At 38.1% G+C, this 25,188-nt stretch carries 21 protein-coding genes; 15 read left to right on the plus strand and 6 right to left on the minus strand.

The window, feature by feature from the left end; all coding sequences use genetic code 11:
- Positions 1–614: 614 nt before the first annotated feature.
- The 7 genes from dnaA to erpA all read left to right on the plus strand — a co-directional run bounded on the left by dnaA (position 615) and on the right by erpA (position 9,977).
- Positions 615–2,000 carry a chromosomal replication initiator protein DnaA gene (gene dnaA, locus AC1M83_RS13815; protein ID WP_035268607.1) on the plus strand — a complete coding sequence of 462 codons (1,386 nt, stop codon included), beginning with the start codon at positions 615–617 and terminating at the stop codon, positions 1,998–2,000.
- Positions 2,001–2,106: 106 nt separating this feature from the next.
- On the plus strand, positions 2,107–3,255 hold the full coding sequence (dnaN, locus tag AC1M83_RS13820) for a DNA polymerase III subunit beta (protein ID WP_180028822.1): 1,149 nt from the start codon (positions 2,107–2,109) through the stop codon (positions 3,253–3,255).
- A 29-nt stretch (positions 3,256–3,284) separates the two neighbouring features.
- The gene (gene recF, locus AC1M83_RS13825) at positions 3,285–4,367 is read left to right on the plus strand and encodes a DNA replication/repair protein RecF (RefSeq protein ID WP_481590914.1); all 1,083 of its coding nucleotides are present in this window, start codon (positions 3,285–3,287) and stop codon (positions 4,365–4,367) included.
- 55 nt (positions 4,368–4,422) lie between these two features.
- Positions 4,423–6,891, plus strand: coding sequence for a DNA topoisomerase (ATP-hydrolyzing) subunit B (gyrB, locus tag AC1M83_RS13830; RefSeq protein ID WP_035268615.1), 2,469 nt, complete (start codon positions 4,423–4,425; stop codon positions 6,889–6,891).
- A gap of 307 nt (positions 6,892–7,198) precedes the next feature.
- Positions 7,199–8,206 carry a putative solute-binding protein gene (locus AC1M83_RS13835; protein ID WP_481589590.1) on the plus strand — a complete coding sequence of 336 codons (1,008 nt, stop codon included), beginning with the start codon at positions 7,199–7,201 and terminating at the stop codon, positions 8,204–8,206.
- A gap of 287 nt (positions 8,207–8,493) precedes the next feature.
- A complete protein-coding gene (locus AC1M83_RS13840; RefSeq protein WP_035268621.1) occupies positions 8,494–9,498 on the plus strand; it encodes a putative solute-binding protein in 1,005 nt (334 codons plus the stop codon).
- A gap of 143 nt (positions 9,499–9,641) precedes the next feature.
- Positions 9,642–9,977 (plus strand): iron-sulfur cluster insertion protein ErpA, encoded by a 336-nt coding sequence (gene erpA, locus AC1M83_RS13845; RefSeq protein ID WP_035268624.1) that lies wholly within the window; start codon positions 9,642–9,644, stop codon positions 9,975–9,977.
- 35 nt (positions 9,978–10,012) lie between these two features.
- On the opposite strand, the gene AC1M83_RS13850 is transcribed toward erpA, so the two are convergent.
- Both AC1M83_RS13850 and AC1M83_RS13855 read right to left on the minus strand, forming a co-directional pair.
- A complete protein-coding gene (locus AC1M83_RS13850) occupies positions 10,013–10,858 on the minus strand; it encodes an alpha/beta fold hydrolase (protein WP_481590915.1) in 846 nt (281 codons plus the stop codon).
- 107 nt (positions 10,859–10,965) lie between these two features.
- A complete protein-coding gene (locus AC1M83_RS13855; protein ID WP_481590916.1) occupies positions 10,966–11,880 on the minus strand; it encodes a LysR family transcriptional regulator in 915 nt (304 codons plus the stop codon).
- A gap of 117 nt (positions 11,881–11,997) precedes the next feature.
- Between AC1M83_RS13855 and AC1M83_RS13860 the strand changes: the two genes are divergently transcribed.
- Both AC1M83_RS13860 and AC1M83_RS13865 read left to right on the plus strand, forming a co-directional pair.
- Complete coding sequence (locus AC1M83_RS13860) at positions 11,998–12,732, plus strand: DsbA family protein (protein WP_481590917.1); 735 nt, start codon at positions 11,998–12,000, stop codon at positions 12,730–12,732.
- 11 nt (positions 12,733–12,743) lie between these two features.
- Positions 12,744–13,046, plus strand: coding sequence for a monooxygenase (locus AC1M83_RS13865; protein WP_481589586.1), 303 nt, complete (start codon positions 12,744–12,746; stop codon positions 13,044–13,046).
- A 47-nt stretch (positions 13,047–13,093) separates the two neighbouring features.
- Here the strand turns inward: AC1M83_RS13865 and AC1M83_RS13870 are convergent, their stop codons facing one another.
- Positions 13,094–14,221 (minus strand): anhydro-N-acetylmuramic acid kinase, encoded by a 1,128-nt coding sequence (locus AC1M83_RS13870; protein ID WP_035269457.1) that lies wholly within the window; start codon positions 14,219–14,221, stop codon positions 13,094–13,096.
- A 63-nt stretch (positions 14,222–14,284) separates the two neighbouring features.
- On the opposite strand from AC1M83_RS13870, the gene tyrS reads away from it, so the two are divergent.
- The 3 genes from tyrS (at position 14,285) to AC1M83_RS13885 (ending at position 18,640) form a co-directional block, all read left to right on the plus strand.
- On the plus strand, positions 14,285–15,517 hold the full coding sequence (gene tyrS / locus AC1M83_RS13875) for a tyrosine--tRNA ligase (protein WP_171076798.1): 1,233 nt from the start codon (positions 14,285–14,287) through the stop codon (positions 15,515–15,517).
- Positions 15,518–15,668: 151 nt separating this feature from the next.
- Complete coding sequence (locus AC1M83_RS13880; RefSeq protein ID WP_481590918.1) at positions 15,669–17,606, plus strand: ATP-binding cassette domain-containing protein; 1,938 nt, start codon at positions 15,669–15,671, stop codon at positions 17,604–17,606.
- A gap of 122 nt (positions 17,607–17,728) precedes the next feature.
- The gene (locus AC1M83_RS13885) at positions 17,729–18,640 is read left to right on the plus strand and encodes a DUF6236 family protein (protein WP_481590919.1); all 912 of its coding nucleotides are present in this window, start codon (positions 17,729–17,731) and stop codon (positions 18,638–18,640) included.
- A gap of 41 nt (positions 18,641–18,681) precedes the next feature.
- Here the strand turns inward: AC1M83_RS13885 and dnaK are convergent, their stop codons facing one another.
- Positions 18,682–20,628, minus strand: a complete 1,947-nt coding sequence (gene dnaK, locus AC1M83_RS13890; RefSeq protein WP_092768678.1) for a molecular chaperone DnaK — start codon at positions 20,626–20,628, stop codon at positions 18,682–18,684.
- 118 nt (positions 20,629–20,746) lie between these two features.
- On the minus strand, positions 20,747–21,319 hold the full coding sequence (gene grpE / locus AC1M83_RS13895) for a nucleotide exchange factor GrpE (protein ID WP_257219952.1): 573 nt from the start codon (positions 21,317–21,319) through the stop codon (positions 20,747–20,749).
- Positions 21,320–22,027: 708 nt separating this feature from the next.
- On the opposite strand from grpE, the gene AC1M83_RS13900 reads away from it, so the two are divergent.
- The gene (locus AC1M83_RS13900; protein WP_481590920.1) at positions 22,028–22,288 is read left to right on the plus strand and encodes a molybdenum ABC transporter substrate-binding protein; all 261 of its coding nucleotides are present in this window, start codon (positions 22,028–22,030) and stop codon (positions 22,286–22,288) included.
- 194 nt (positions 22,289–22,482) lie between these two features.
- Here the strand turns inward: AC1M83_RS13900 and AC1M83_RS13905 are convergent, their stop codons facing one another.
- Positions 22,483–22,935 carry a hypothetical protein gene (locus tag AC1M83_RS13905; protein ID WP_481590921.1) on the minus strand — a complete coding sequence of 151 codons (453 nt, stop codon included), beginning with the start codon at positions 22,933–22,935 and terminating at the stop codon, positions 22,483–22,485.
- A 199-nt stretch (positions 22,936–23,134) separates the two neighbouring features.
- On the opposite strand from AC1M83_RS13905, the gene AC1M83_RS13910 reads away from it, so the two are divergent.
- Both AC1M83_RS13910 and AC1M83_RS13915 read left to right on the plus strand, forming a co-directional pair.
- The gene (locus AC1M83_RS13910; protein WP_481590924.1) at positions 23,135–24,205 is read left to right on the plus strand and encodes an alpha/beta hydrolase; all 1,071 of its coding nucleotides are present in this window, start codon (positions 23,135–23,137) and stop codon (positions 24,203–24,205) included.
- 166 nt (positions 24,206–24,371) lie between these two features.
- Positions 24,372–24,938, plus strand: coding sequence for a peptidylprolyl isomerase (locus AC1M83_RS13915; protein WP_481590922.1), 567 nt, complete (start codon positions 24,372–24,374; stop codon positions 24,936–24,938).
- Positions 24,939–25,188 lie beyond the last annotated feature (250 nt).

Genomic DNA, 25,188 nt, shown 5'->3' on the forward strand with positions numbered 1-25,188 from the left:
GGTTCGCGATTGTATTGTGCATTGTTTGTTCTGTCAATATTAAACAGTATTGTGTAACACTTTTGATGAAAGTTGCTTGAGTCTGAGAAAGATACAAATTTGTTAAACAATCTATTTATACACAAAATAAATATATGTTTTTATTATAGTATTTAAGTTAGCCACAGAAATATCCATAAACTTATACACAAGATGAAATTTAATTATGGCTGATTTTTAAATTTGAATTTAAATTTAAACACAAGGAATGATTATCCACAGAAAACCGAATCTTATTAAATAAATTCAAATTTATAAATTTAAATTTATTATTATTAGGGTTGTAATTTTCTATGGATAAGGCATTATTTTTTTTTAAATATATGTACTTAGATTGTTGATAACTATGTTTTCATATTTTTTATAGATTGTGGATAAGTTATTGCTTTTATTTATCCACAGTTTGTGGAAAACCTTATCCACACCCTGTTTTAAATTTAAATTTAGACTTTTAAATTTGATTATTTGTGTTTAAAGTTCAAAATTACTCATGACATATGTGGATAACTTGGGTATGATTGCCTGCCCAATCTCATGGGGTTGTTTTTAAATTTAAATGGAATGAGGGGTTTCACATGCTGTGGACAGACTGCTTAAATCGCTTGCGACAAGAGCTCTCAGATAATGTCTTTGCAATGTGGATACGTCCATTGGTTGCCGAAGAGGTAGATGGTGTTTTAAAGCTTTATGCACCTAATCCTTACTGGACACGCTATATTCAAGAACATCATTTAGAATTAATTAGCATTCTTGCAGAACAAATGTCTGAAGGACGTGTTTGTAAAGTTGAAATTTTAGTCGACTCACGACCAGGCGCGATTTTATCTGCTTCAGAGCAACCTGCGACAACAACTGCAGCGCTTGAGTCTTCAGCAGCAGCACCTGTAGTCAGAGCAAAAAAAGAAAGCAATGAGCAGCAAAATACAAAAACATCAAAAAAACGATTATTAAATCCGCTGTTTAATTTTGCATTGTTCGTCGAAGGGCGTTCAAATCAGATGGCGGCAGAAACCTGCCGTAAAGTGTTAACTCAGTTAGGCGAACCACAACATAACCCGTTATTTTTATACGGTCCGACTGGTTTAGGTAAGACCCACTTGATGCAAGCAGTGGGTAATGCTTTATTACAAGCTAAACCAAATGCTCGTGTGATGTACATGACTGCTGAAAGTTTTGTTCAGGATTTTGTGAGTTCACTTCAACAAGGTAAAGTCGAAGAATTTAAAAAAAATTGCCGTTCACTGGACTTACTTTTAGTGGATGATATCCATTTACTTGCAGGTAAAGAAGCCAGCTTAGTTGAGTTTTTTTACACGTTTAATGCCTTATTAGATGAATCTAAACAAATTATTTTGACCTCAGATCGCTATCCTAAAGAGTTGACCGAGTTAGATCCTCGTTTGGTATCTCGCTTTTCATGGGGATTATCGGTAGGGGTAGAACCGCCTGATATTGAAACTCGAATTGAGATTTTACTTAAAAAAGCTGAAAGTAATGGTATCGATTTGCCTCGTAACTGTGCGCTCTTTATTGCACAGCAAGTTGTGGCAAACGTACGTGAACTTGAGGGTGCATTAAATAAAGTCGTCGCGATTTCTCGTTTTAAAGGGACACCAATCGACTTAGATGTGGTGCGAGAATCACTGAAAGATGTTCTTGCGATTCGTGCTCGTACTATTAGCACCGAAAATATTCAGCGTGTAGTCAGTGAATATTTTCGTATCCCATTGAAAGAGTTGGTTGGACCTAAACGAACTCGTATTTATGCTCGACCACGTCAATTAGCAATGGGGCTTGCGAGAGAATTAACGGGCGACAGTTTTCCTGAAATTGGCATGGCATTTGGTGGTCGTGATCACAGTACAGTCATGCATGCCTGTGAAAAAGTGCAGAGTTTGTGTGCTGAAGATCCCATCTTTAATGAAGATTACAAAAATTTAATGCGCTTATTACAAAGCTAAACCTGTTTAAATTCTATTCTTGCAATGCGGCATATTCTGCCGCATAGTACATGATTAAAAGTGTTTTAGTATGTCGTCGATATACTGTTTTTAGAGGAAATCCATCGTGCGTTTGAAGATCGCGAAAGAAAGCTTACTCAATGTTTTGTCTCATGTTGTAGGTGCTGTAGAACGTCGCCATACGTTAAATATTCTTTCAAACGTCAAAGTTCAGGTTACTCAAGATGCACTGACGATTACAGGTTCCGATCTTGAAGTTGAACTTGTTGCGAGTACAACGCTTTTAGAGGGAGCATGTTTACAAGCAGGTCAAACCACAGTACCCGCACGTAAATTGATGGATATCTGTAAATCTTTACCGACAGCAGCACTGATTGATTTACAAATCACAGAAGACCAGCGTTGTATTTTGAAATCTGGTAATAGCCGCTTTGTATTAGGAACATTATCTGCTGAGGATTACCCTTTATTAACGACTGAAAATAGTCAAGGGACTCAAGTTCAGGTCACTGAACGTGAACTAAAACGTTTATTTGAAAAAACCTCTTTTGCGATGGCTGTTCAGGATGTCCGTTTTTATCTTACAGGTACTTTACTTGAAATTGATGAAAATCAGCTTCGTGCAGTGACGACAGATGGACATCGTCTTGCTCTTTGTGAAACATTGGCCAGTTCGAATGCTTCGCAGTTAGTGCAAGCAATTGTGCCTCGTAAAGCGGTCGGTGAATTACAGCGTCTATTGAGTATCGAAGATAATCAACTCTCGTTGTTAATTGGTCGTGAACTGCTGAATGTTACTTTGACAATTCCAAGCCGTGATAAAGAGCAGGGTGATATTACTGTTCGTATTACTACAAAATTAATTGATGGTAAATTCCCTGATTATCGACGTGTTATTCCTCGTGGCGGTGATAAAACAGTTACGATTGCACATGATATTTTCAAACAATCATTACAGCGAGTTGCTATTCTGAGTAACGAAAAATTACGTGGTGTATTTTTAAACTTCAATCCAGATTCACTGCAACTTCGTGCCAATAACCCTGAGCAAGATGAGGCAGTTGAAGATCTTGCGATTCAATACAATAATGCACCTATGGAAATGTCATTCAACGCACAATACATTTTGGATGTATTGAATGTGTTGGATGGTGATGATGTATTAATGACAATGACTGAGGCAAACCAATCTGTATTGGTTCAAGATCCAGCACATCAAGATCAAACCTATGTCGTCATGCCGATGCGTGTTTAATGTTGTTTTTGATTTAGTTTAATCTGGTCATGTTCATTACGCGTTTAAATATCCAGCGTGTGAGAAATTTAAAAGCGGTTGCACTCCAAGAGTTGCAACCGTTTAATGTTTTTTATGGACAAAATGGTTCAGGAAAAACGTCTATATTAGAAGCAATTCACTTATTGGCCACTGGTCGATCTTTTCGTACACATATTCCTAAACATTACATTCAAAATCAAATGCAGGATGCGATTGTATTTGCACAGTCTGCTACTGAAAAGATTGGTATGCAAAAGCTCATTACAGGTGAGCAAAATATTAAAGTGAATGGGGATAGTATTGCCACGCAAGGACAGCTAGCCAAAATTTTACCATTACAGCTTATTGACCCTCTGAGTACAGATATTATTGATCACGGAGCTAAACCAAGACGACAATTGCTTGATTGGTTAATGTTTCACGTGGAACCAGATTTTTACTATGCATGGCAATTTTATTCTAGAGCATTAAAACAACGAAATAGCTTATTAAAATCAAAACGTAATCTGACGCTGCAAGATTTAGAAGCATGGAACAAAATGCTTAGTGAGTACGGTGAAATATTACATTTACAACGTCAGGCTATTGTTGAACAGTGGCAGATATTTTTTCAGCAAGATCTTAAAACACTATTACCAGATATCGAGATCCATATGGAGTATGCAGCAGGCTTTCATGTGGAACATGGCTTGGCTGAAGACTTGATTTTGTATCATCAAAAAGACTGCGAAAGACGCTATACAGAATATGGTCCACACCGTGCAGATTTAAAGTTAAAAACCCCAACAGGAGATGCAGATGCCGTACTGTCACGGGGGCAAAAAAAATTATTAATCATGGCTTTAAAATTGTCACAGATCGCAATGTTGCATGCGTCTAATAAGGAAACTGTGGTATTATTAGATGATGTGACAGCAGAATTAGATATAACCGCACAACAACGTTTAATTGAGCGATTGAGCCAACTTGGTAGTCAAGTTTTCATTACCACTTTAGACCATGAATCTGTACAAAAGCATTTACATGATTTGTCTATTTCCTATCAATTATTCAATGTTGAAAACGGTTCTGTTCAAGTTGTTGTGCAATAATTTTTTGAAGTTTTCTCCATCTTTGGATAGACCTTTTTTTCACTAGGGAGTAACCATGAGTTCAGAAGATCAAGCTGCTTCTCAAACAGAACAAACCATTGAAAAGGCTTATGATTCCTCTAGCATCAAGGTATTACGTGGTTTAGACGCAGTACGTAAGCGTCCAGGCATGTATATTGGTGATACGGATGATGGTACTGGTTTACACCATATGGTGTTTGAAGTGGTGGACAACTCGATTGATGAAGCCCTTGCTGGTCACTGTGATGAAATTCTGGTTACCATTCACGAAGACGAATCTGTTTCTGTCGCAGATAACGGTCGTGGTATTCCCACAGATATTCACCCTGAAGAAGGTGTATCTGCTGCTGAAGTCATCTTAACGATTCTTCATGCGGGTGGTAAGTTTGATGACAACAGCTATAAGGTTTCTGGTGGCTTACACGGTGTAGGTGTTTCAGTTGTAAACGCTTTGTCTAGTAAACTGGAACTCACAATTCATCGTGCTGGTAAAATTCATGAACAAGAATACCGCCATGGTGACCCTCAATACCCTTTAAAGGTGGTGGGCGATACAGATCGTTCGGGTACACGTGTACGTTTTTATCCAAGTGCTGAAACATTCAGTCAGACCATTTTCAATGTCGATATTTTAGCTCGTCGTTTACGTGAACTGTCATTTTTAAATGCGGGCGTTCGAATTGTTCTACGTGACGAACGTGTTGGTTTAGAACATGTATTTGATTATGAGGGTGGTTTATCAGAATTCGTTAAATACATTAACGAAGGAAAAACGCATCTTAACGATATTTTTCACTTTACCACGCAAGCTGATAATGGCATTGGTGTTGAAGTTGCATTGCAATGGAATGATACGTACCAAGAAAACGTACGTTGCTTTACCAATAACATTCCTCAAAAAGATGGTGGTACTCACTTAGCTGGTTTCCGAGCTGCTTTAACTCGTGGCCTAAATAACTACATGGAAAACGAAAACTTACTCAAAAAAGAGAAGGTTGCGGTTTCTGGTGATGATGCACGTGAAGGTTTAACAGCTATTGTTTCAGTGAAAGTTCCTGATCCAAAATTCTCTTCTCAAACCAAAGAAAAATTGGTATCGAGCGAGGTAAAACCTGCTGTTGAACAAGCAATGAATAAAGCTTTTTCAGAATATCTTCTTGAAAATCCAGCTGCGGCTAAATCGATTGCGGGTAAAATTATTGATGCAGCGCGTGCACGCGATGCAGCGCGTAAAGCACGTGAAATGACTCGCCGTAAGAGTGCGCTTGATATAGCAGGTCTTCCTGGTAAATTGGCGGATTGCCAAGAAAAAGACCCAGCTTTATCTGAACTATATCTTGTCGAGGGTGATTCAGCAGGTGGTTCAGCGAAACAAGGTCGTAATCGTAAAATGCAAGCGATTTTACCACTTAAAGGTAAAATCCTAAATGTGGAACGTGCTCGATTTGACAAGATGATTTCTTCTGCTGAAGTTGGAACACTGATTACAGCATTAGGTTGTGGTATCGGTCGTGAAGAATATAATCCAGACAAATTACGTTACCACAAAATTATTATTATGACCGATGCGGACGTGGATGGTTCACATATTCGTACGCTGTTATTAACGTTCTTCTTCCGTCAAATGCCGGAATTAGTGGAACGTGGTCATATTTATATTGCTCAGCCACCACTTTATAAATTAAAGAAAGGTAAGCAAGAACAGTATATTAAAGATAATGATGCGCTTGAAACATATTTAATTTCGAATGCAATTGATGAGTTGGCATTACATATCAGTGCTGACGCACCTGCGATTCGTGGTGAAGCGCTTGCAAAAGTCATTGCTGATTATCAGACATCACAAAAAAGCTTACAGCGATTAACGATTCGTTATCCTGCAACTTTGTTAGATGCTTTACTTGGTTTAGATGCATTTAAATTAGATCAAAATCAAGATGAAGCTTATGTGACGTCTTGGGCTGAGCAATTGCGTCAAGCAATTGAAACACAACAGCCAAGCTTAAGACCTGAATTCACGCTCGAAGCATTCGAAAAAGAACTCGCAGATGGTTCACGTGAAACACATTATTGGCCACGTTTAACAGTGTATGTACACAACCTTCCTCATCACTATTTATTAGATGCTGGTTTGTTGGGTTCAGGTGAATATAAACGTTTACTTCAAAACTCAAAGAGTTGGTTTACGTTACTTGAAGACGGGGCTTATTTGCAAAAAGGTGAGCGTAAAGTCAATGTTGCTAACTTCCATCAAGTATGGCAACAAGTATTGGCAGATTCACGCCGTGGCATGATGATCCAACGCTATAAAGGCTTGGGCGAGATGAATGCAGAGCAGCTTTGGGAAACCACGATGGATCCTGAAAATCGTAATATGCTTCAAGTGACGATTGATGATGCAATTGAAGCAGATCGCATGTTCTCTTGTCTCATGGGTGATGATGTTGAACCACGTCGTGCATTTATTGAAGAGAATGCATTGAATGCAGATATTGATGCTTAATGCTATAAGTTAAAAAAAGCACTCTTAGGAGTGCTTTTTTTGTATCAATCTAAAATCTTAAGTCATTTTTTGGGAATTAATTTCAATAAAATGATGTGCTTGAAGTCACATATTTTATTTATTATATGAAATATAAAGATAATTAAATAAGCATTTACGAAATTAATAAATAATTAAAAATATAAAATTCAATAACTTATAATTAGATAATAAAAAATAGAGCAATAGCTCTATTTTTTTAAATAGAGAGTGATTAAAATTTTTGTCATGGAAAAGAATCCATTTAAATGCTTAAAAGGAACTAAGAATGAAAAAAACAACTCTGGCTTTATTGGCGGCTTCAACCATGGGTATGGTTTCAACTGCTCAAGCAAAGGTTGATGTGTGTGTATTTGATTTACTCGGTAAGTCTGGTGAATCGTTTCAAATGGCTCAAGAATGGGCATTGGCAGCAAAGGGCTGGGGTGCAGATATCAATCTGATTCCACGTCAAGATGAGGCTGTAGCCGATAATGATTTTAAAGCAGGTAAGTGTGATGCTGTTTTCTTAACAGCGATGCGTGCTCGTCAATATAACAAGTTTGTGGGTTCGATTGACTCTTTAGGTGGCGCACCATCAAATGCAATTGCACAACGTGCGATTACTTTTGCTTTAGACAAACGTAATGCTGCAAAGATGGTCACAAATCTCGGTGGGAAAAAATATGAAGTGGCTGGTATTGCACCACTAGGGGCAGCATATATTTTCGTGCGTGATAAAAAAATTGATTCAATCGAAAAAGCTGCAGGTAAGAAATTCGCAGTATTAAGCTATGACCCCGCACAAAAAATTATGGTGCAACGTGTCGGTGCTCAAGCAGTCGGATCTGATGTTTCAAACTTTGTTGCGAAGTTCAATAATGGTCAGGTGGATATGGTGGGTGCACCAGCATATGCCTATAAGCCTCTTGAAATTTATAAAGGTTTAGGTAGTACAGGGGCAATGTTTGATTTCCCTGTGGTACACATTACAGCAAACTTTGTGATGAAGCCTGAAAAATTCCCTGAAGGGTTTGGTCAAAAATCACGTGATTGGTTTGTTAAAAACTTGCCGAAAAGCTACGCAATGATCAAGCGTTTAGAGGGTGAAATTCCTGCTAAGTACAAAATGCAATTCTCAGCTGAAGAAAAGCTGAAATATCAAAAACTACTTCGTGATGGTCGTATGGATCTCACTAAACAAGGTATTTATGACAAAGAGATGATGTCTGTTCTTAAGAAAGCACGTTGCTCTGTCGATAAATCCAACTTCGAATGTTCACTTGGTGGTGAATAATTCTGATTTCTAAAGAAAAAATCCTAGACCTGGTCTAGGATTTTTTTTATTCATTTTATGTCATTTTCGCCAATGCACATTTATAAGAAAAAAGTATGCTTTAATCACAATAAGTAGTATTTAAATGATCTGTATCTAAAAACCATATACATACAGCATCTCAGGATTAGTATCTACACAATTGGATCGTGTAATCTCATTTTAGTTCAACACACTGACACTGAAGTTTAAGGTGTTCGATATGGGATATTCGATACTATAAGAAAGAAGGAATAGGAAACAATAAAATGAATTTAACCAAAACATTATTATTATCAGCAGGTTTAATGACTGCTGCAACGGCTTCACAAGCAAAGCAAGTCGTCTGCGTGTTTGATCTCGTCGGGAAAAACGGCGATGTCTATGCGTTAATGAAAGATTATCAACTTGCTGCTAAGCAGTGGGGAGCTGATATTGAGCTTAAAGTCGGACAAAATGAAGGCGTAATTGCTGAAGATTTCAAAGCAGGTAAATGTGACGGTGTCAGTATCACAGGGATGCGCGGTCGTCAGTTTAATAATTTCACTGGCTCTTTAGATGCCATTGGTGCGATTACTAATCTCAATTTAGCTGTCAAAGTTATGCAAGGTTTAGCAAGTCCAACCTTTGCAAAGCATATGAAAAATGGCAACTATGAAGTTGCAGGAGTGATTCCTGTTGGCGATGCTTATTTAATGGTGCGTGATCGTAGTATTAATACGGTTGCTAAAGCTGCGGGTAAAAAGATCGCCGTACTTGATTATGATCAGGCACAAAAAATTATGGTACAGCAAATTGGTGCGCAAGCAGTGAGTTCTGATGTCACTAATTTTGGGAGTAAATTCAATAATGGCCAAGTTGATATTATTGGTGCACCAGCAGCGGTATTCCGTCCTTTAGAACTTCATAAAGGGCTAGGAACGAAAGGTGCAATTGTGAATTATCCAATTCTTCAAGTGACCGGTAATATCATCATTCGTCATGATAAATTCCCTGAAGGTTTCGGACAGAAATCGCGTGATTGGGTGAAAACACAATTACCACGTGCGAATCAAATTTTAGGCAAAATGAAAGCGGATATTCCGGCTAAATATTGGATGAATGTTCCAGCTGGAGATAAACCTGGTTATCAAAAATTAATGCGTGAATCTCGTATTGCACTTACTAAACAAGGTGTTTACAACAAACAAATGATGAAACTACTTTGGCAGTTCCGTTGTAAGAATGAACCGACAAACTTCGAATGTAGCTTGCAGGATGAGAACTACAAATAAGTTCATAGGACGTTACATTTAAATCCGATAAATTTACTCTGAATAAACTTTAAAGTTCGAGTTATGACCATATATTGAGTATGTTATACTTGATATATGGTCTTTTAATTTCAAAGCCTATTTAATTTTTTGAGGAATCCATCATGACTGCCCAAGCACTTGAGCTGACTGACAATGCTGCGAATAAAGTTCGTCAACTTCGTGAGAGCGAAGGAAATCAAGATTTGATGTTACGTGTATATGTGACAGGTGGTGGTTGCTCTGGTTTTTCTTACGGATTCAATTTTGCTGAATCTCAAAATGAAGACGATGCTGAATTTGTGAATGGTGATGTGAAGATGCTTGTTGACTCACTGAGTTATCAATATCTCGTTGGTTCAGTTGTGGATTATGTTGAAGGTTTGGAAGGATCACGCTTTATCGTGCAAAATCCTAATGCGACAACGACATGTGGTTGTGGATCTTCATTCTCAATTTAATATGCAGCAAAAAACGCCCGCTAAGCGGGCTTTTTTTATGATAATTTTTGCTGTTCTTTCAGAATTAAATCAGTCAGCTCATGATAATTTTGAACTGGAATCCAATGATTCGCCTCTAAATGAATTTCCGTATATGGACCTTCAACATAATTTTGATTGAACTGAACACCTTTAGCATCAATTGCAACGTCATCTTTGCCCCAAATAAATAAAGTGGGAACTTTGACTTTATTGAATAGCGTTTTATTAGAGCTAAAAGGTAAACCTCGATACCAATTGAGTGATGGGCTGAGCCGTTTTTCTATGATCATTTCTTGTTTAAAGTCATTTAATTGTTCAACTGTCATTCCAGAATTTTTTAATAAAGCCTCGCCAATTTGAGGTGTTTTATTAAAGAGCAACTCAGGTATCCATGGAAGCTGAAATAGTCCCATATAATAGGATTTAAAAAGTTGTGTACTGCTGTAAAAAGCCCGCATAAATGCTGCTTTGTGAGGGACGGAGATCGCGGTCAAATGTTTAATTTTATTAGGATAACGTAGAGCAACTTCCCAAGCAACGACTGCGCCCCAGTCGTGTCCTACGATATATGAAGGCACTCCAATTAAGTCGAGTAGAACATTTACATCATCTGCTAAATGTTGAATGGCATAATCTGCGCGTTTTTTCGGTTGAGCCCTTAAGCTATATCCACGTTGGTTTAACGCATAGGTGCGAAAACCATGTTGGTTTAGTATTTCGGCACTATGCTGCCAAATTTTTGATGTTTCAGGAAAACCATGTAATAGCACAATTGGACTGCCATCGATTGGACCGCTGTCTATTACATCAAAAATAAGATTACCTTTTTGAAACTCAGTGATTCGTTGTTGTTTTTCCATGATCTATATCCTCTTTCCTTTACATATCTTTATCAAATTTGGATGATAGAACTAGGGCTGAACGGGTCAGTTCTAGGTGAAAGAAGGTCGTTCATTGTCTGACAATATTATGGGTTGATTAAACGGTGTATTTGTATTGGGATTTGTTTTTGTAAGAACGTTAAGCAAAGTCTCAAAGCTAAGGTCCGATAGCTTAAGCTCGGAGTAACCAAGTGGACATCTTCAGGGATTAGAGACCATTCAGGTAAAATATGAATTAACGTTGAGTTGACTAATTGATGGGCCACTTGGATTTCTGCAACGGTGGCAATACCTAAATGTGCTTCTACAGCAGCAAGTGCATGTTCGGATGGTGTCACCATCAAATGGGTATAAATTTTAAATTTTTTTATCGTACCGTTTTTGAAAAGTGTGATTTTGGACAGCTCGCGGTTATGCGAGATAAAATGATGATCACACAGTTGCTCTGGGTGTTCAGGAATGCCACAACGCATTTGATAGGTTGGACTGGCGCATAAAATTCTTCGAACTTGTCCAACCTTTTGAGCATGGAGTGTAGAGTCTGCTAAATCACCAAGTCTGATGGCTAAGTCATATCCTCCAGAAATCAAATCAACTTTAGTGTCATTCAAATCAATTTCAATATCAATGTGTGGATATTCAATTAAAAATTGAGAGATTAAAGGCAATACCACCAATTTTCCAAAAGTTCCCGAAGCAGCTATTCGAATTCGACCTTTGGGTTGTATTTCTAATTGTGTGAGATCATTCGTCAGAGATTCAATCTGATGAAATAGGGGGGAGATTTCTTTTAAGAAAATCTTCCCAGCATCAGTCAGTGAGCTTGAATTGGTATTTCGATTTAATAATCTAATATTTAAGGATTCTTCAAGTCTTGAAAGTCGATTGGATAACGTGGATTTAGCAATATCATAACGTCTTGCTGCCGCGGATAAACTTCCAGCATCTGCAATCAGTACGAACCAATATAGGTCATCGATTGAGTAGGGTAAGCTGTTCATAAAATCGAACACCACCTTTCATTTTTATTGTCTATTCACATCATTATAGAACCGCTAAGTTAAGTCAATTGATCCGATGTAGCAAATGATCTGATTTAGCAAATTGAGGACATAGCAATGACAATGAATTGTGATTTAGAAACTGGTACTTGTTCAGTAGCCGAATTGGAAAAAGGCCAAAATGCAGTGGTCAATGTAGCATCTGACCTCAGCCTGATTTATGTGGGTGACCCAATGTGCTCATGGTGTTGGGGAAGTTCAAATATCATTAAACAAGCGCGTGAATATGCAATTCAGCATGGTGTTGGCTTTCAAGTGATTAGCGGTGGTTTAAGACCTGGTGGAGGTGATGCTTGGACCGATACTTTCAAGAATTTTTTACGCACCGAATGGAAAAATATTCAGAGACTGACTAAACAACCTTTCACTGAAAAATTGTTAGAAAGAGCACATTTTAACTATGATACCGAGCCTTCAGCACGTGCTGTTTACGTTGCTCGACAACTTTGGCAAGACCATGATCATCATGATGAAAAACTTTTGGCATTTTTTTCAGCAATCCAATATAAATTTTATGTGGATGGTGAAGATCCGAACGAGCTTGAATATTATCGAAGTATATGTGAAACGTTTGAGCTGGATTTTGACGTATTCTCAACGTTGTTTGAATTACCTGAGACCCAAGCAGCGACCTATGAAGAGTTCAAGCTTAATCGAAGTTGGGGCATAAAAGGGTTCCCAAGTTTTGCGATACGTCATGGAGACAATGTCAAAATCATAGGCTCTGGTCATGTGGCATTGGAAAAATTAACACAAGCTATTGATGACTTAATCAAAGATGCGCGTATATAAGGAAAAGTTGAATGGCGATTATTCTACAAATTGATTTTCCCTATGATGGACCTTGGGGTCATGAAATGTTTGAAAGTTTCAAAACACTCGCGGATTCAATAGCAAATGAGAAAGGCTTGATTTGGAAAATTTGGACTGAAAATGAAGCGTCCAAAGAAGCAGGTGGAATTTACTTATTTGAAAGCCAAGCAGATGCAGAGGATTATCTAAATATGCATCTTCAGCGTTTAAGGGAAAATGGCTTTACTGAATGTAGACATCGAATTTTTGCTGTAAACTCGCCACTTTCAAAATTGAATTTTGCACCTGTTTAAGTAAATCGATGTATCAACTCAGGATAGTGGATACATCGATTCTTCATTTAAACCGCAGTGATCGTTCCTAAAACTCGATCTCCTTGAGCTCCTGTCACTTCAGGTAAATTACCAGCAAGTTGGTTTACAAATCGCATAGCCAACCACGCAAAAGCGGTCGCCTCCACCCAAGTCGGTGCTAATCCCAAATCTGCTGTGGTTTGAACACTCCACTCATGTTTACGTAAACGCCAACGTAATTGTTCTAATAATTGTGAGTTGTATGCACCCCCCCCACAGACATAAACTTCACCTGTGTCCATAGGGGAACGATAAATGGCTTTTTTAATGGCACGTGTCGTAAGTTTCATCAGCGTTGCTTGAACATTTTCAGGCGTATCTTCAAGTTCATCGTATTCAACATCGCTACGCCAATCGGCAATTTGTTCATCCAACCATTCCAAATTAAAGTCTTCACGACCGGTACTTTTTGGCGGCTCTTTCGAGAAAAAGTCATGTGATTGCAAACGATCAAGCAAAGCACGAATAGGCGTACCATAAGCAGCCCAATTGCCATTTTCATCATAAGGCTGACCTGTGTAACGTTCACACCAAGCATCCATCAAAATATTGGCTGGTCCAGTATCAAAACCATATACGCCTTTAGGATCACCCGCAGGTAACATACTGACATTGGCAATTCCACCGAGATTTAAGATCACACGGTGTATCGTCGGATGCTGAAATAAGGCTTGATGGAATGCTGGCACTAGAGGTGCACCTTGACCACCAGCAGCCATATCACGGCGTCTAAAATCTGATACCACAGGAATTTGAGTGATTTCAGTAATAATGTTGGGATCACCAATTTGAAGGGTAAATCCATGTTCGGGACGATGACGAATCGTTTGACCATGAGATCCAATGGCTTTTATTTGAGTTCTATCGAGATTATTTTCTTGTATAAGTTGATTGATTCCATGACCGATCATCTGTGCTAAAGCGACATCAGCTTTACCCATGCGGTCAATTTCATTATCGTCTGGCAAAGTAAGTGCCATCAGTTCATCACGTAAATCTGGATCAAAGGCTAATGTCAGCGTTGCATGGATCTGTAATGGATCAAAAGAAGCGGCTACAAAATCGACGCCGTCCATACTCGTGCCAGTCATTACACCAATGTAGATTGTGGTCATGATTATTCTTAAGCCTGCATTGTGCTGAAAAAGTGTTAGTATATCGCACAAATTGAACAACAGATGTATTTGGGTTTTGTGATGTCAAATTTCCTGCCTGCTGAAGAACAACTTGCCCTCATTCAACGAGGCACACATGAAATTATTTCAGAAGAAGATCTTCTGAAGAAATTAAAATTGAATCGTCCTTTGAAAATTAAGGCGGGTTTTGATCCTACAGCACCAGACTTACACTTAGGTCATACGGTATTAATTAACAAGCTTAAAGTGTTCCAAGACTTAGGTCATGAAGTATTCTTCTTGATTGGTGATTACACTGCGATGATTGGTGACCCAACAGGTAAAAGTGCAACTCGTCCACCATTGTCACGTGAGCAAGTCTTAGAAAACGCGAAAACCTATCAGGAACAAGTGTTCAAAATTCTTGATCCAAATAAAACTAAGGTGGTGTTTAACTCAGAATGGTTTGCTCAAAAAACTGCTGCTGATCTGATCCAATTGGCTTCACAGCAAACGGTTGCACGTATGCTTGAACGTGATGACTTTACTAAACGCTATAACAACCAACAGCCGATTGCGATTCACGAGTTTTTGTATCCATTGGTGCAAGGCTATGACTCTATCGCGCTTGAGGCAGATGTTGAGTTAGGTGGTACAGATCAAACCTTTAACTTGCTGATGGGGCGTACTTTACAAGGTCGTTATAATCAAGAGCCACAAGTGTGTATCACTGTACCAATTCTTGAAGGTTTAGATGGCGTCAACAAAATGTCTAAATCTTTAGGTAACTACATTGGTGTATTTGATGCACCTGGTGCGATGTACCAAAAAGTACTTTCAATGCCAGACAGCTTAATTGAGCGATATTTCGAACTTCTTAGCTTCAAGTCAATGGAAGAGATCGAAGGCTTATTGAAAGAAATGGCCGAAGGTCGTAACCCTCAAGAAATTAAACGTATCTTAGCGCTCGAGTTAGTGGAACGTTTCCATGGAAGCGAAGCTGCTGCGAATGCACATAAAGGTGCAGGGAATATCATCACAGAAGGTGAGCTTCCTGAAGGAACGCCAGAAGTGACGATTTCACGTGGTGAATTCGGTGGTGAAATGTTTATTGCTTCTATTGTTCGTGCAGCAGGTTTAACTAAAAATGCAGCGCAAGCCAAAGATGCTGTTTCACGTGGAGCCGTAAAAGTTGATTGGGAGGTGGTGGATGCATCATTCTCAATTAACGAAAACAAAACAGTGATTGTTCAAGCAGGTAAAAAGGCCATTGCTAAAGTAACTTTTACTGACTAAATCATTAAGTTTTGCATGATTAAAAAGCCATCCTAAGTGATGGCTTTTTTATGTCAAGAATGAAATGAAGATGAAAGATGGATTAATTTTTGGTTGTTCTGGTTGAAATCCATTAAAATGCGCCATCCAATACTTATTTGTTTGAATATCTATGATTCAGTTAGACCAACTTACCATTCGCCGCGGCGGTCGCATTTTATTTGAAAAAGCGTCTATGCAACTTCACCCTGGTTGGAAGATTGGTTTAACAGGTGTCAATGGTGCAGGAAAATCGACGTTGTTTTCAGCCTTACTTGGGGGCATGGAATCAGATGGTGGCTCATTGACACGACCATCGGTTTGGACAGTGGCGCATATGGCGCAAGAGATTAAAGCGCTGGATATGAAAGCGATTGATTTCGTTCTATCAGGTGATGAAGAGTATTGGGATATCCAACACAAACTTGAGCATCCTGACGGATTGTCTGATCAAGATTTGGCAAATTTATATGGTCGTTTTGATGAAATTAGTGGCTATTCAGCGCCGTCTAAAGCATCACAACTGATGGCTGGGCTAGGCTTCTTTGAACATCAGTCAGAACTTAGCGTAAAAAGTTTCTCTGGTGGATGGCGTATGCGTTTAAATCTTGCGCGTACTTTGATGAGTCGTTCAGATTTACTCTTACTTGATGAACCGACGAACCATTTAGATTTAGACGCTATTTTATGGTTAGAAGACTGGTTGAAAGCATATGAAGGCACATTGGTACTGATTTCGCATGACCGTGATTTCTTGGATGCCATTACCGACCATATTTTGCATATCGAAAACCAAGAACTAACGCTTTATACCGGTAACTATTCAACCTTTGAACGTACCCGAAGTGAACGTTTAGCTCAGCAACAACAAGCCTATGAGAAACAGCTTGAGCTACGTGCACATCTGCAAAAATATATCGATCGTTTTAAAGCTAAGGCAACCAAAGCAAAACAGGCACAAAGCCGTATTAAACAGCTCGAACGAATGCAAGAGCTTTCTGCTGCGCATGTCGATACGCCTTTTACCTTTAGCTTCCGTGAACCGACCAAAATGAGTTCTCCATTGTTACAACTGGATAGTGCTGATATTGGTTATGGCGACAAACTGATTGTGACCAATGTGAAGCAACAAATCACGCCAACCAGCCGTATCGGTCTGCTGGGTATGAATGGTGCAGGTAAGTCCACATTAATTAAATCTTTGGTGGGTGATTTACCTTTAATCCAAGGTCAACGTAAAGCATCCGAATTACTTAATATTGGTTATTTCGCTCAACATCAAATGGATGCATTAGATGGTAATGCGAGTCCAATGTTGCAGTTATCTCGTATCGCAGATAAGAAGATCAGTGAAGCGACTTTACGCGCATTTTTAGGAAGTTTTGGCTTCTCTGGTGAGCGTATGGATACACCGTGTGAAAGCTTTTCTGGGGGGGAGCGTGCACGTTTAGCATTGGCTTTGATTGTCTGGCAGCGTCCAAATGTTTTAATTCTAGATGAACCGACCAACCATTTAGACTTGGATATGCGTCATGCATTAACTATGGCACTACAAGATTTTGAAGGGGCAGTGGTGCTGGTGTCACATGAACGTCAATTGATTGCAAGTGTCTGTGATGAATTACTCCTAGTGCATAACGGTAAATGTCGTGAGTTTGAAGGTGATCTGGTCGCTTATGCAGACTGGTTACGTCAAGCACGTGCAGAGTTGATGAAGCAAGGGCAGCAAGCACCTGAGCCAGTGAAATCTCAAGTGATCGATAAGCCTGTAGTTTCTAAAGTAGATAAAGAAGCACAGCGTAAAGAAGCTGCGCGTCGCCGTGAAATGAGCCGCCCAATTCGTAAAAATATCGAAAAATTGGAAGCTGAGATTGCAAAGATTCAACCACGTTTAGTTCAAATTGAGGATGCTTTAGGGGATGCATCACTTTATGATGCATCTCGGAAAGATGATCTTTTAAAATTGATGAATGAACAAACTGAGCTTAAAGGAAAATTAGCACAAGCAGAAGAAAAAATGCTTGAACTGATGATGGAACTTGAAGAGTTAGAAAGTTCATTCGAAGATTAATGAATAATTTCTAAATAAAAAAAGCCCAATGAAAATTGGGCTTTTTTTATAAAATATTGAGTTATATAATTTTATTTATGTGATTAAATATTGAAAATATTAATAATTTTTTGAGTTTTATAATGGGTGACATAATTCAATTTAAAAAGAAAAGAATTACTAAAGGTTTAATAATTTCAGGAATGGGTGGTGTTTCGAATGAAAATGGACTTGTTGCTAAAGATTTAACACATGCAGATTTAATGTTTTATGGGCTTTATTGGGATAATATAATAGTCACACAAATTCCAATGTTTCATTTTACTAATGATGTAATTGAAGAATTTAGAAGTAATGGTGTCATTGAGTTTTATTCTAATGCACCCCCACAGTCAATGCATTCATCAGAAATGCAAAGAATGGCATTAGAATCATTATTAGCATGTCAAAGTGTAAGAAGACAAAATAAAGATGCAGATTGGATAATTTATAATAATGTTGCTGAGGGATTTAATAGTATTGAATCTGAAAGTTTAATTGAACAGGATTCTATTCGAGTTGAAATTTCAAAATGTTTACCTTATCCAAGTACGTATGTTCCGATTGATACATTAAGAAAATTTAGAGAAGATTATTTGGATGAATTAGATAGATTACATTTTGCTAAATATAAATTATTTGAAAAGATTAGTTCTCATGAGAATTTAGCACGTAGAGATTTAGCAAAATGTTATGAGCTGGAAGAGTTTGAAAGAGCGATTCGAGATTATGAGCACGCCTTTTCATGTAGGTTTAGATATTACTCTATGAAATCTTTAATTAGTGATATTCGGCATAATAAGTCAGAACTTTTAGAAGTTGGTTTAGCTGCAGGTGATTTAGTTCTTGGTGGATTTAATCTTTCAGGAACATATAATTTTGGAAAAACATTTTTTAATTTATTTAGTTCTAAACAAAAAATTCATGAAGCAAAGCAGAATTCCCCTGAATTTCAATTCATATCCTCAGCAATAAGTAATGGAATAATTCTGCAAAAGTTTAATAACCAAAATTAAAAAACCGCGCTTTCGCGCGGTCTTTTATTTAAAGTGACAAATTATTTTTTGTCATCTTTAACTTCAGTGAACTCAGCATCTACAACACCGTCGTCCGCTTTTTGTTGTTGACCAGCAGCATCACCTTGGAATGCATTTGGATCAAAACCTTGCGCACCACCTTGAGCACCCTGCGCAGCTTCATAAGCACGTTGAGTGATCGGCATGATGATGTTTTGAAGTGCTTCAGTTTTCGCTTTGATCGCATCAACATCATTTTCTTTGGTTGCAGCTTCAAGTTCTGAAACAGCAGTTTCAACCGCAGTTTTTTCATCAGCAGTTACTTGTTCGCCAAGGTCTTTTACTGCTTTTTGAGCAGAAGAAACTAATGCATCAGCTTCGTTACGCGCTTTTGCTAATTCTTCAAACTTACGGTCTTCTTCAGCATTCGCTTCAGCATCTTTGATCATCGCTTCAATTTCAGCATCGCTCAAACCTGAGTTTGCTTTAATTTGAATGGATTGCTCTTTACCAGTGCTCTTGTCTTTCGCAGATACTTTCAAGATACCATCAGCGTTGATGTCGAACGATACTTCAATTTGCGGCACACCACGTGGAGCAGGTGGGATATCGCCCAATTGGAAGTTACCCAACAATTTGTTTTGTTGAGCCATTTTACGTTCACCTTGGTAAACCGAAATGTCTACTGCAGGCTGGTTATCAGCAGCTGTAGAGAACACTTGTGATTTTTTCGCAGGGATTGTTGTGTTTTTCTCGATGATTGGAGTTAACACGCCACCCATTGTTTCAATACCAAGTGTCAATGGTGTTACGTCAAGTAATAGAACGTCGTTCTTATCACCTGAAAGTACAGCACCTTGGATCGCAGCACCCATTGCCACAGCTTCGTCAGGGTTCACGTCTTTACGTGGCTCTTTACCGAAGAACTCTTGTACTTTTTGTTGTACAAGTGGCATACGAGACTGACCACCAACCAAGATCACGTCAGAGATATCAGAAGTTGATAAACCAGCATCTTTAAGTGCAATCTTACATGGCTCGATTGTACGAGCAACTAAGTCAGCAACAAGACCTTCTAATTTCGCACGTGTTACGTTGATCACTAAGTGTTTAGGACCAGTCGCATCAGCAGTGATATATGGAAGGTTGATTTCAGTTGCATTCGAAGAAGACAATTCAATCTTCGCTTTCTCAGCAGCTTCTTTCAAACGTTGAAGTGCAAGAGGATCGTTCTTCAAGTTTACGTTTTGTTCTTTCTTGAACTCTTCAACCAAGAAGTCGATTAACGCGTTATCAAAGTCTTCACCACCAAGGAATGTGTCACCATTAGTAGACAACACTTCGATTTGTTGGTCGCCATCAAGGTCAGCGATTTCAATGATTGATACGTCGAAAGTACCACCACCTAAGTCGTAAACTGCGATTTTACGGTCGCCTTCTTTCTTGTCCATACCGAACGCAAGCGCTGCAGCTGTTGGTTCGTTGATGATACGTTTAACATCTAAACCAGCAATTTTACCAGCATCTTTCGTTGCTTGACGTTGAGCATCGTTGAAGTATGCAGGAACAGTAACTACCGCTTCAGTAACTGTTTCACCTAAGTAATCTTCCGCAGTTTTCTTCATTTTCTTAAGAACTTCTGCAGAGATTTGTTGTGGTGCTAGTTTCTTGTCGTTTACATCAACCCAAGCATCGCCATTGTCAGCTTTGATGATTTTGTAAGGTACAAGACCAATATCTTTTTGAACTGCTTGATCTTCGTAACGACGACCGATCAAACGTTTGATCGCGAATAATGTATTTTTCGGGTTTGTTACCGCTTGACGTTTAGCTGATTGACCAACAAGGATCTCGCCATCTTTATACGCAATAATAGACGGAGTTGTACGAGCGCCTTCAGCGTTGTCGATTACTTTAACTTTATCGCCTTCAAGTACTGCAACACATGAGTTTGTAGTACCTAAGTCAATACCAATAATTTTAGCCATTGATGTGTTCCTCGAAAATTTTGTTGTGATCTTTCACTTGTTATCCGATATGAGAGCCATTCATTATTTTTCAAGTTAAAAACTTAAAAAATTTTTACAAACTCCCGTATTTCTTGACTTATTGGCCTACCATGACCATTGCAGGACGAAGTAAACGGCCAGAAAGGGTGTAACCTTTTTGAAGTACCGTACCAATCTCACCCGCTTTTGCATCTGGAGCAATACCTACTGCTTGATGCAAATCAGCATTAAAACCATTTTCAGTGTCAACTGCCACAACACCAAATTTTTCTAATGTTGCTAATAATGACTTCAGTGTGAGTTCTACACCTTCTGATAAAGGAGTTTTTTCATCACCTGCAGCAGCAATTGCACGTTCAAGGTTGTCAACTGAATCCAATAATTCTTTTGCAAATTTCTCTAAAGCAAATTTTTTCGCAGTATCCGCTTCACGCTCTAAACGTTCTTTGGTTTTTTCTGCTTCATACTTCGCATTTGCAGCAACTGCTTTTTCATATTTTAAGTTTTCAGTCAGCGTTGCGATTTGCGCTTGAAGGTCTTCTACAGAAACTTCAACTTCAGCTTGTTGATTTTCAACTTGCTGTTCAGTTTGTTCCGTTTGAACGTCCTGAGTTTGTTCGTTTTGCTCATTTGCCATGGAAGATCTCCGCTTAAATGGGTTTTTAAACATGTACAGTCCTTTGGCATCAGTGTTAACTGCGTTAATCTGAACTGCCATGCGTGTGTAATTCATCAATACAAAGGTAATGTGGGCGACTATAAATAATTCAAGCTTAAACGATGTTTATTTCTACTAAATTCATCTTTACAACAAGGAATGAAAATTTTTCGATCCATTTAGAGAAATCTAAAGTCTAGAATAAGAAGAGGAGATGAGCTGAAGAAAGATTATAAAAATATGATTTAGTGTATATTTTATATATAAAAAATATAGATTCAGATAAAACAAGTCTTTCCTTTTAAATAATCAAAACTGTATTATCTTTAACCAGATACTAACGCTGTAGTTTCTATTTATTTTGTTTTTGCTTTTTAATAGCTCATCCAACCTCCTTGGATGAGTTTTTTTTTTGCTTATCGAGATCTGAATAACAATGTTAAGCAACCGATATAACGTGTAGCCACACTGTGATTCAGTCACATTCAAAAATGACTCATATCGCGCCACATATTCACAAAAAAATAAATTAAACAAATGGCTTAGGAGATATATTCAACTATAAAAGTTAAATTGCATTTTCTTTACACTTTTTTCATAAGTTCAACCTGAAGTCATCGAAATTTGAACCAAGAACTGACGCATGAAATAAAAAAGTCAGGAATGATAAGCCTTCAAAGTTAACTCTGACTTTGAATGTTTCAAGTAAGGAATTAAACAATGAAAAAATTAGGTCTCATTTCCCTGGCATTTGCAGCTATTGGTTTTGCTACTGTAGGTTGTACTTCAAACCAATCTGCTGAAACTGCTCAAGCGACTCAACCGACCACACAAACAGATGCTTCAATAGCGCAAGCGGCAACTACTGAAATGGATACCCAAAATGGTGTGGCTGTACAAGCTGACCCAAGTGTAGAGTCTGCTGAACCGGTTCAAGCTGTCCCAGCTGAAGGTGCAGAAGCCCCTCAAGTTGTTGAGTAAAATGCAATGAAATTTAATTCATTTAAACTGCTTATAATGGGTTAAATTTTATGAAAATGCAGAGAATAGAGAGTAAATAGGATGCCTTTACTGTCTATTTTTAGAGTCATAGCACTTAAAAAAACCTAACATTCAAATGTGAATGTTAGGTTTGTGAGGTAACTTTAAATCAATTGTGTTGAGTCCAAGAAAGCTTAACGATCTCGGCGATCATGTTGACGTTCTTGTTCTCGCTTCTTGCGATCCTGTTCTAAGCGCTTACGTTGTTCTTCAATCGCTTTTTTACGATTATCTTGATTCCAACGATTACGTTCAGCTTGACGTTGTTTTAAAATTTCCTTTTGACGTTGTTCAATCTGTTTACGACGATCATGCTCAGCACGTTCTTTATTACGTCGATCTGCTAATTCACGTTGTTGGCGTTGACGTTCATATTCACGTTTGCGCTTTTCTTGTTCAAGGCGCTGTTGATGTAAACGTTGTGCGCGTTCTCTCTCCCAACGTTGACGGTCATAGTTGCGATCATAATCACGATCATAACGATGGTCATAATTACCATTATAATAAGGGCCATCATCAGGGAAGGCCACACAACCTACTGCAAGAACTGCTGTGACCAATGACATTATCATTACTTTTATTGCCATAGCTTTCACCTTTATATGTTGAATCAGGACAACCAAAAAATTCCTGATGTTGGATTAAATAGTCAATGACAAGACTGCTATAGTCAGATTAGCGTAAATGGGATTGAAGTTTGTATATTGATCAGTAGACTTAGTTAACAAAATAGTCATGAAATGGCTGATCGTGTAGAAAATATGAAGAATACGGATTTTTAAAAGGATCGGAATCGTGAATCAAAAAATACAACAATTACTTGAAAATGGTCAGGGTTCTGCAGGACGTGCATTAGATCGACTCCCAAAGATCGTTCAAGAATCTCTAGTGAAGTTACTTGGCTATCCCTATGACTATCCTCAACTCGATAGTTTTACAAAATGCTTGATGGCTGCACAGTTGAAACAAGGAAAATCAGGCTTTATTGGCGCTGATATTGATAAATCAAGAAAAGAATTTGAAAATCAAATCCAATCCATCACGCATAAATCAACTCATGTTCAATATGTAGAAGATATTCGTCTTCCTTTACAAAGTGGTACTGTATTTGCCAGACATTATCATCCTGCTCCGAATAAAAAATTACCAATGATTGTGTTTTATCATGGTGGTGGGTTTGTTGTCGGAAGTGTGAATACACATGATGAAGCGTGCCGAATCATTGCGAATTATGCAAAAGCACAAGTGATCAGTATTGATTATCCTTTAGCGCCAGAAGTTTCTCCACAATCATTGATTCAATCATGTGAAGACGCATTGGCATGGGTATATCAAAATCGCCGTCACTTTAAAATCTTAAAAAATCGTATTGCTGTAGCAGGAGATAGTGCTGGCGGTAATATTAGTGCTGTCGTTGCTCAACGTGCATTGAATGCCAGTTATGCGCCTCAAGCTCAATTTTTAATATATCCTGCGGTGGATTTCAAAAGTCGTCATCCATCATTCTTTGCGTATAAAGATGGTTTAGTATTAACCAACAGCGATATTGACTATGTGACAGAATACTACGCGACAAGACATAAAGTTGCTTTGGATAATCCACTAATCTCCCCAACATACGGCAATCTAAAAAAATTGGCACCAGCTTATGTTGTTACAGCGGGACATGATGTATTGCATGATGAAGGCAAAATTTACGCCCACAAATTACGTCAAAATGGCACTAAAGTGTTGTATCAAGATTTTGAAGATCAAACACACGGATTTATTAATCTAACGCTAGTCTCAGGGCGTTCTAAAAAATTGTTGATTGAAATGAGTAAAGAGTTTAGAAGATTTTGGGATAAAAATAGTTAATAGATGCTTACTTTCAAATCCTGAGATTCAAACGAAACTCAGGATTTTTTCTTTATATAGAGTAATCGAATAAAAATACTTTGATGTTTAACAAAAAACTGAATCTTTTCTGGCGATTGATTCATGAATAATAGATAAGATAAAAAAATCAATAAGAGGATAGCGTATGTTAAAAAAAATGATGTTAGGTGTTTCTGTTGCGGCGATGAGTACTTTGTCTTTGGCAGCAAATACGCATATGCAAATCAAAACATCAGCAGGAGATATCGAAATCGAGTTGTTTAATGATAAAGCTCCGATTTCAGCAAAGAACTTTGAAACTTATGCGAAAGCTAATTTTTATAACGGCACAATCTTCCATCGGGTTATTCCAGGGTTCATGATCCAAGGTGGAGGATTAGATGTATCGATGAAAGAAAAAGCGAATCGACCTCCAATCAAGAACGAGTCTTATAATGGCTTAAAGAATAACCGTGGCACTTTAGCCATGGCACGTACAAACCAGCCTGATTCAGCAACAAGCCAATTTTTTATCAATATTGCGGATAATGATTTTCTAAATAAAGCGCCAATGAATCCTGGTTATGCTGTGTTTGGTCAGGTAACTAAAGGCATGGATGTTGTCGATAAAATTGCAAAAGTGCCTACTGGTAGATTTGGTATGCATCAAGATGTGCCAAAAAATCCTATTAAAATTTTAAGTGTGAATATAAAACCTTCAAAAGCGAAATAGTGATTAAAAAAAGAAGCAAAAATATTAAATTAATATTTTTGCTTCAATATTATAGGGTTAAGTGTAAATGTGATTATTAATGAATCATAATGGTGCATAAAAATAGATCACTCATTAAAACATGGGGTTAAAAGCACTTGCAATGATTTCGAAATGCTCTAGAATGCACCCCATACCGACGAGATACACGGAAACGAGCGAAGCAGGTTGCTGAGTTGTTAAGTGTTTCGAGTCCAGCTTCTAGCATTGA

This window comes from Acinetobacter sp. 25-47-130, assembly GCF_056779705.1.

Excerpts from the sequence above, each read along its gene's own strand:
- AC1M83_RS13840 (WP_035268621.1), top strand. The coding sequence starts at position 8,494 with ATGAATTTAACCAAAACATTATTATTATCAGCAGGTTTAATGACTGCT.
- tyrS (WP_171076798.1), top strand. The coding sequence starts at position 14,285 with ATGTATTTGGGTTTTGTGATGTCAAATTTCCTGCCTGCTGAAGAACAA.
- recF (WP_481590914.1), top strand. The coding sequence starts at position 3,285 with ATGTTCATTACGCGTTTAAATATCCAGCGTGTGAGAAATTTAAAAGCG.
- dnaA (WP_035268607.1), top strand. The coding sequence starts at position 615 with ATGCTGTGGACAGACTGCTTAAATCGCTTGCGACAAGAGCTCTCAGAT.
- AC1M83_RS13885 (WP_481590919.1), top strand. The coding sequence starts at position 17,729 with ATGGGTGACATAATTCAATTTAAAAAGAAAAGAATTACTAAAGGTTTA.
- AC1M83_RS13880 (WP_481590918.1), top strand. The coding sequence starts at position 15,669 with ATGATTCAGTTAGACCAACTTACCATTCGCCGCGGCGGTCGCATTTTA.
- AC1M83_RS13905 (WP_481590921.1), bottom strand. The coding sequence starts at position 22,935 with ATGGCAATAAAAGTAATGATAATGTCATTGGTCACAGCAGTTCTTGCA.
- AC1M83_RS13850 (WP_481590915.1), bottom strand. The coding sequence starts at position 10,858 with ATGGAAAAACAACAACGAATCACTGAGTTTCAAAAAGGTAATCTTATT.
- AC1M83_RS13835 (WP_481589590.1), top strand. The coding sequence starts at position 7,199 with ATGAAAAAAACAACTCTGGCTTTATTGGCGGCTTCAACCATGGGTATG.
- AC1M83_RS13915 (WP_481590922.1), top strand. The coding sequence starts at position 24,372 with ATGTTAAAAAAAATGATGTTAGGTGTTTCTGTTGCGGCGATGAGTACT.
- AC1M83_RS13900 (WP_481590920.1), top strand. The coding sequence starts at position 22,028 with ATGAAAAAATTAGGTCTCATTTCCCTGGCATTTGCAGCTATTGGTTTT.
- gyrB (WP_035268615.1), top strand. The coding sequence starts at position 4,423 with ATGAGTTCAGAAGATCAAGCTGCTTCTCAAACAGAACAAACCATTGAA.
- dnaK (WP_092768678.1), bottom strand. The coding sequence starts at position 20,628 with ATGGCTAAAATTATTGGTATTGACTTAGGTACTACAAACTCATGTGTT.
- AC1M83_RS13865 (WP_481589586.1), top strand. The coding sequence starts at position 12,744 with ATGGCGATTATTCTACAAATTGATTTTCCCTATGATGGACCTTGGGGT.
- AC1M83_RS13855 (WP_481590916.1), bottom strand. The coding sequence starts at position 11,880 with ATGAACAGCTTACCCTACTCAATCGATGACCTATATTGGTTCGTACTG.
- grpE (WP_257219952.1), bottom strand. The coding sequence starts at position 21,319 with ATGTTTAAAAACCCATTTAAGCGGAGATCTTCCATGGCAAATGAGCAA.
- AC1M83_RS13870 (WP_035269457.1), bottom strand. The coding sequence starts at position 14,221 with ATGACCACAATCTACATTGGTGTAATGACTGGCACGAGTATGGACGGC.
- erpA (WP_035268624.1), top strand. The coding sequence starts at position 9,642 with ATGACTGCCCAAGCACTTGAGCTGACTGACAATGCTGCGAATAAAGTT.
- AC1M83_RS13860 (WP_481590917.1), top strand. The coding sequence starts at position 11,998 with ATGACAATGAATTGTGATTTAGAAACTGGTACTTGTTCAGTAGCCGAA.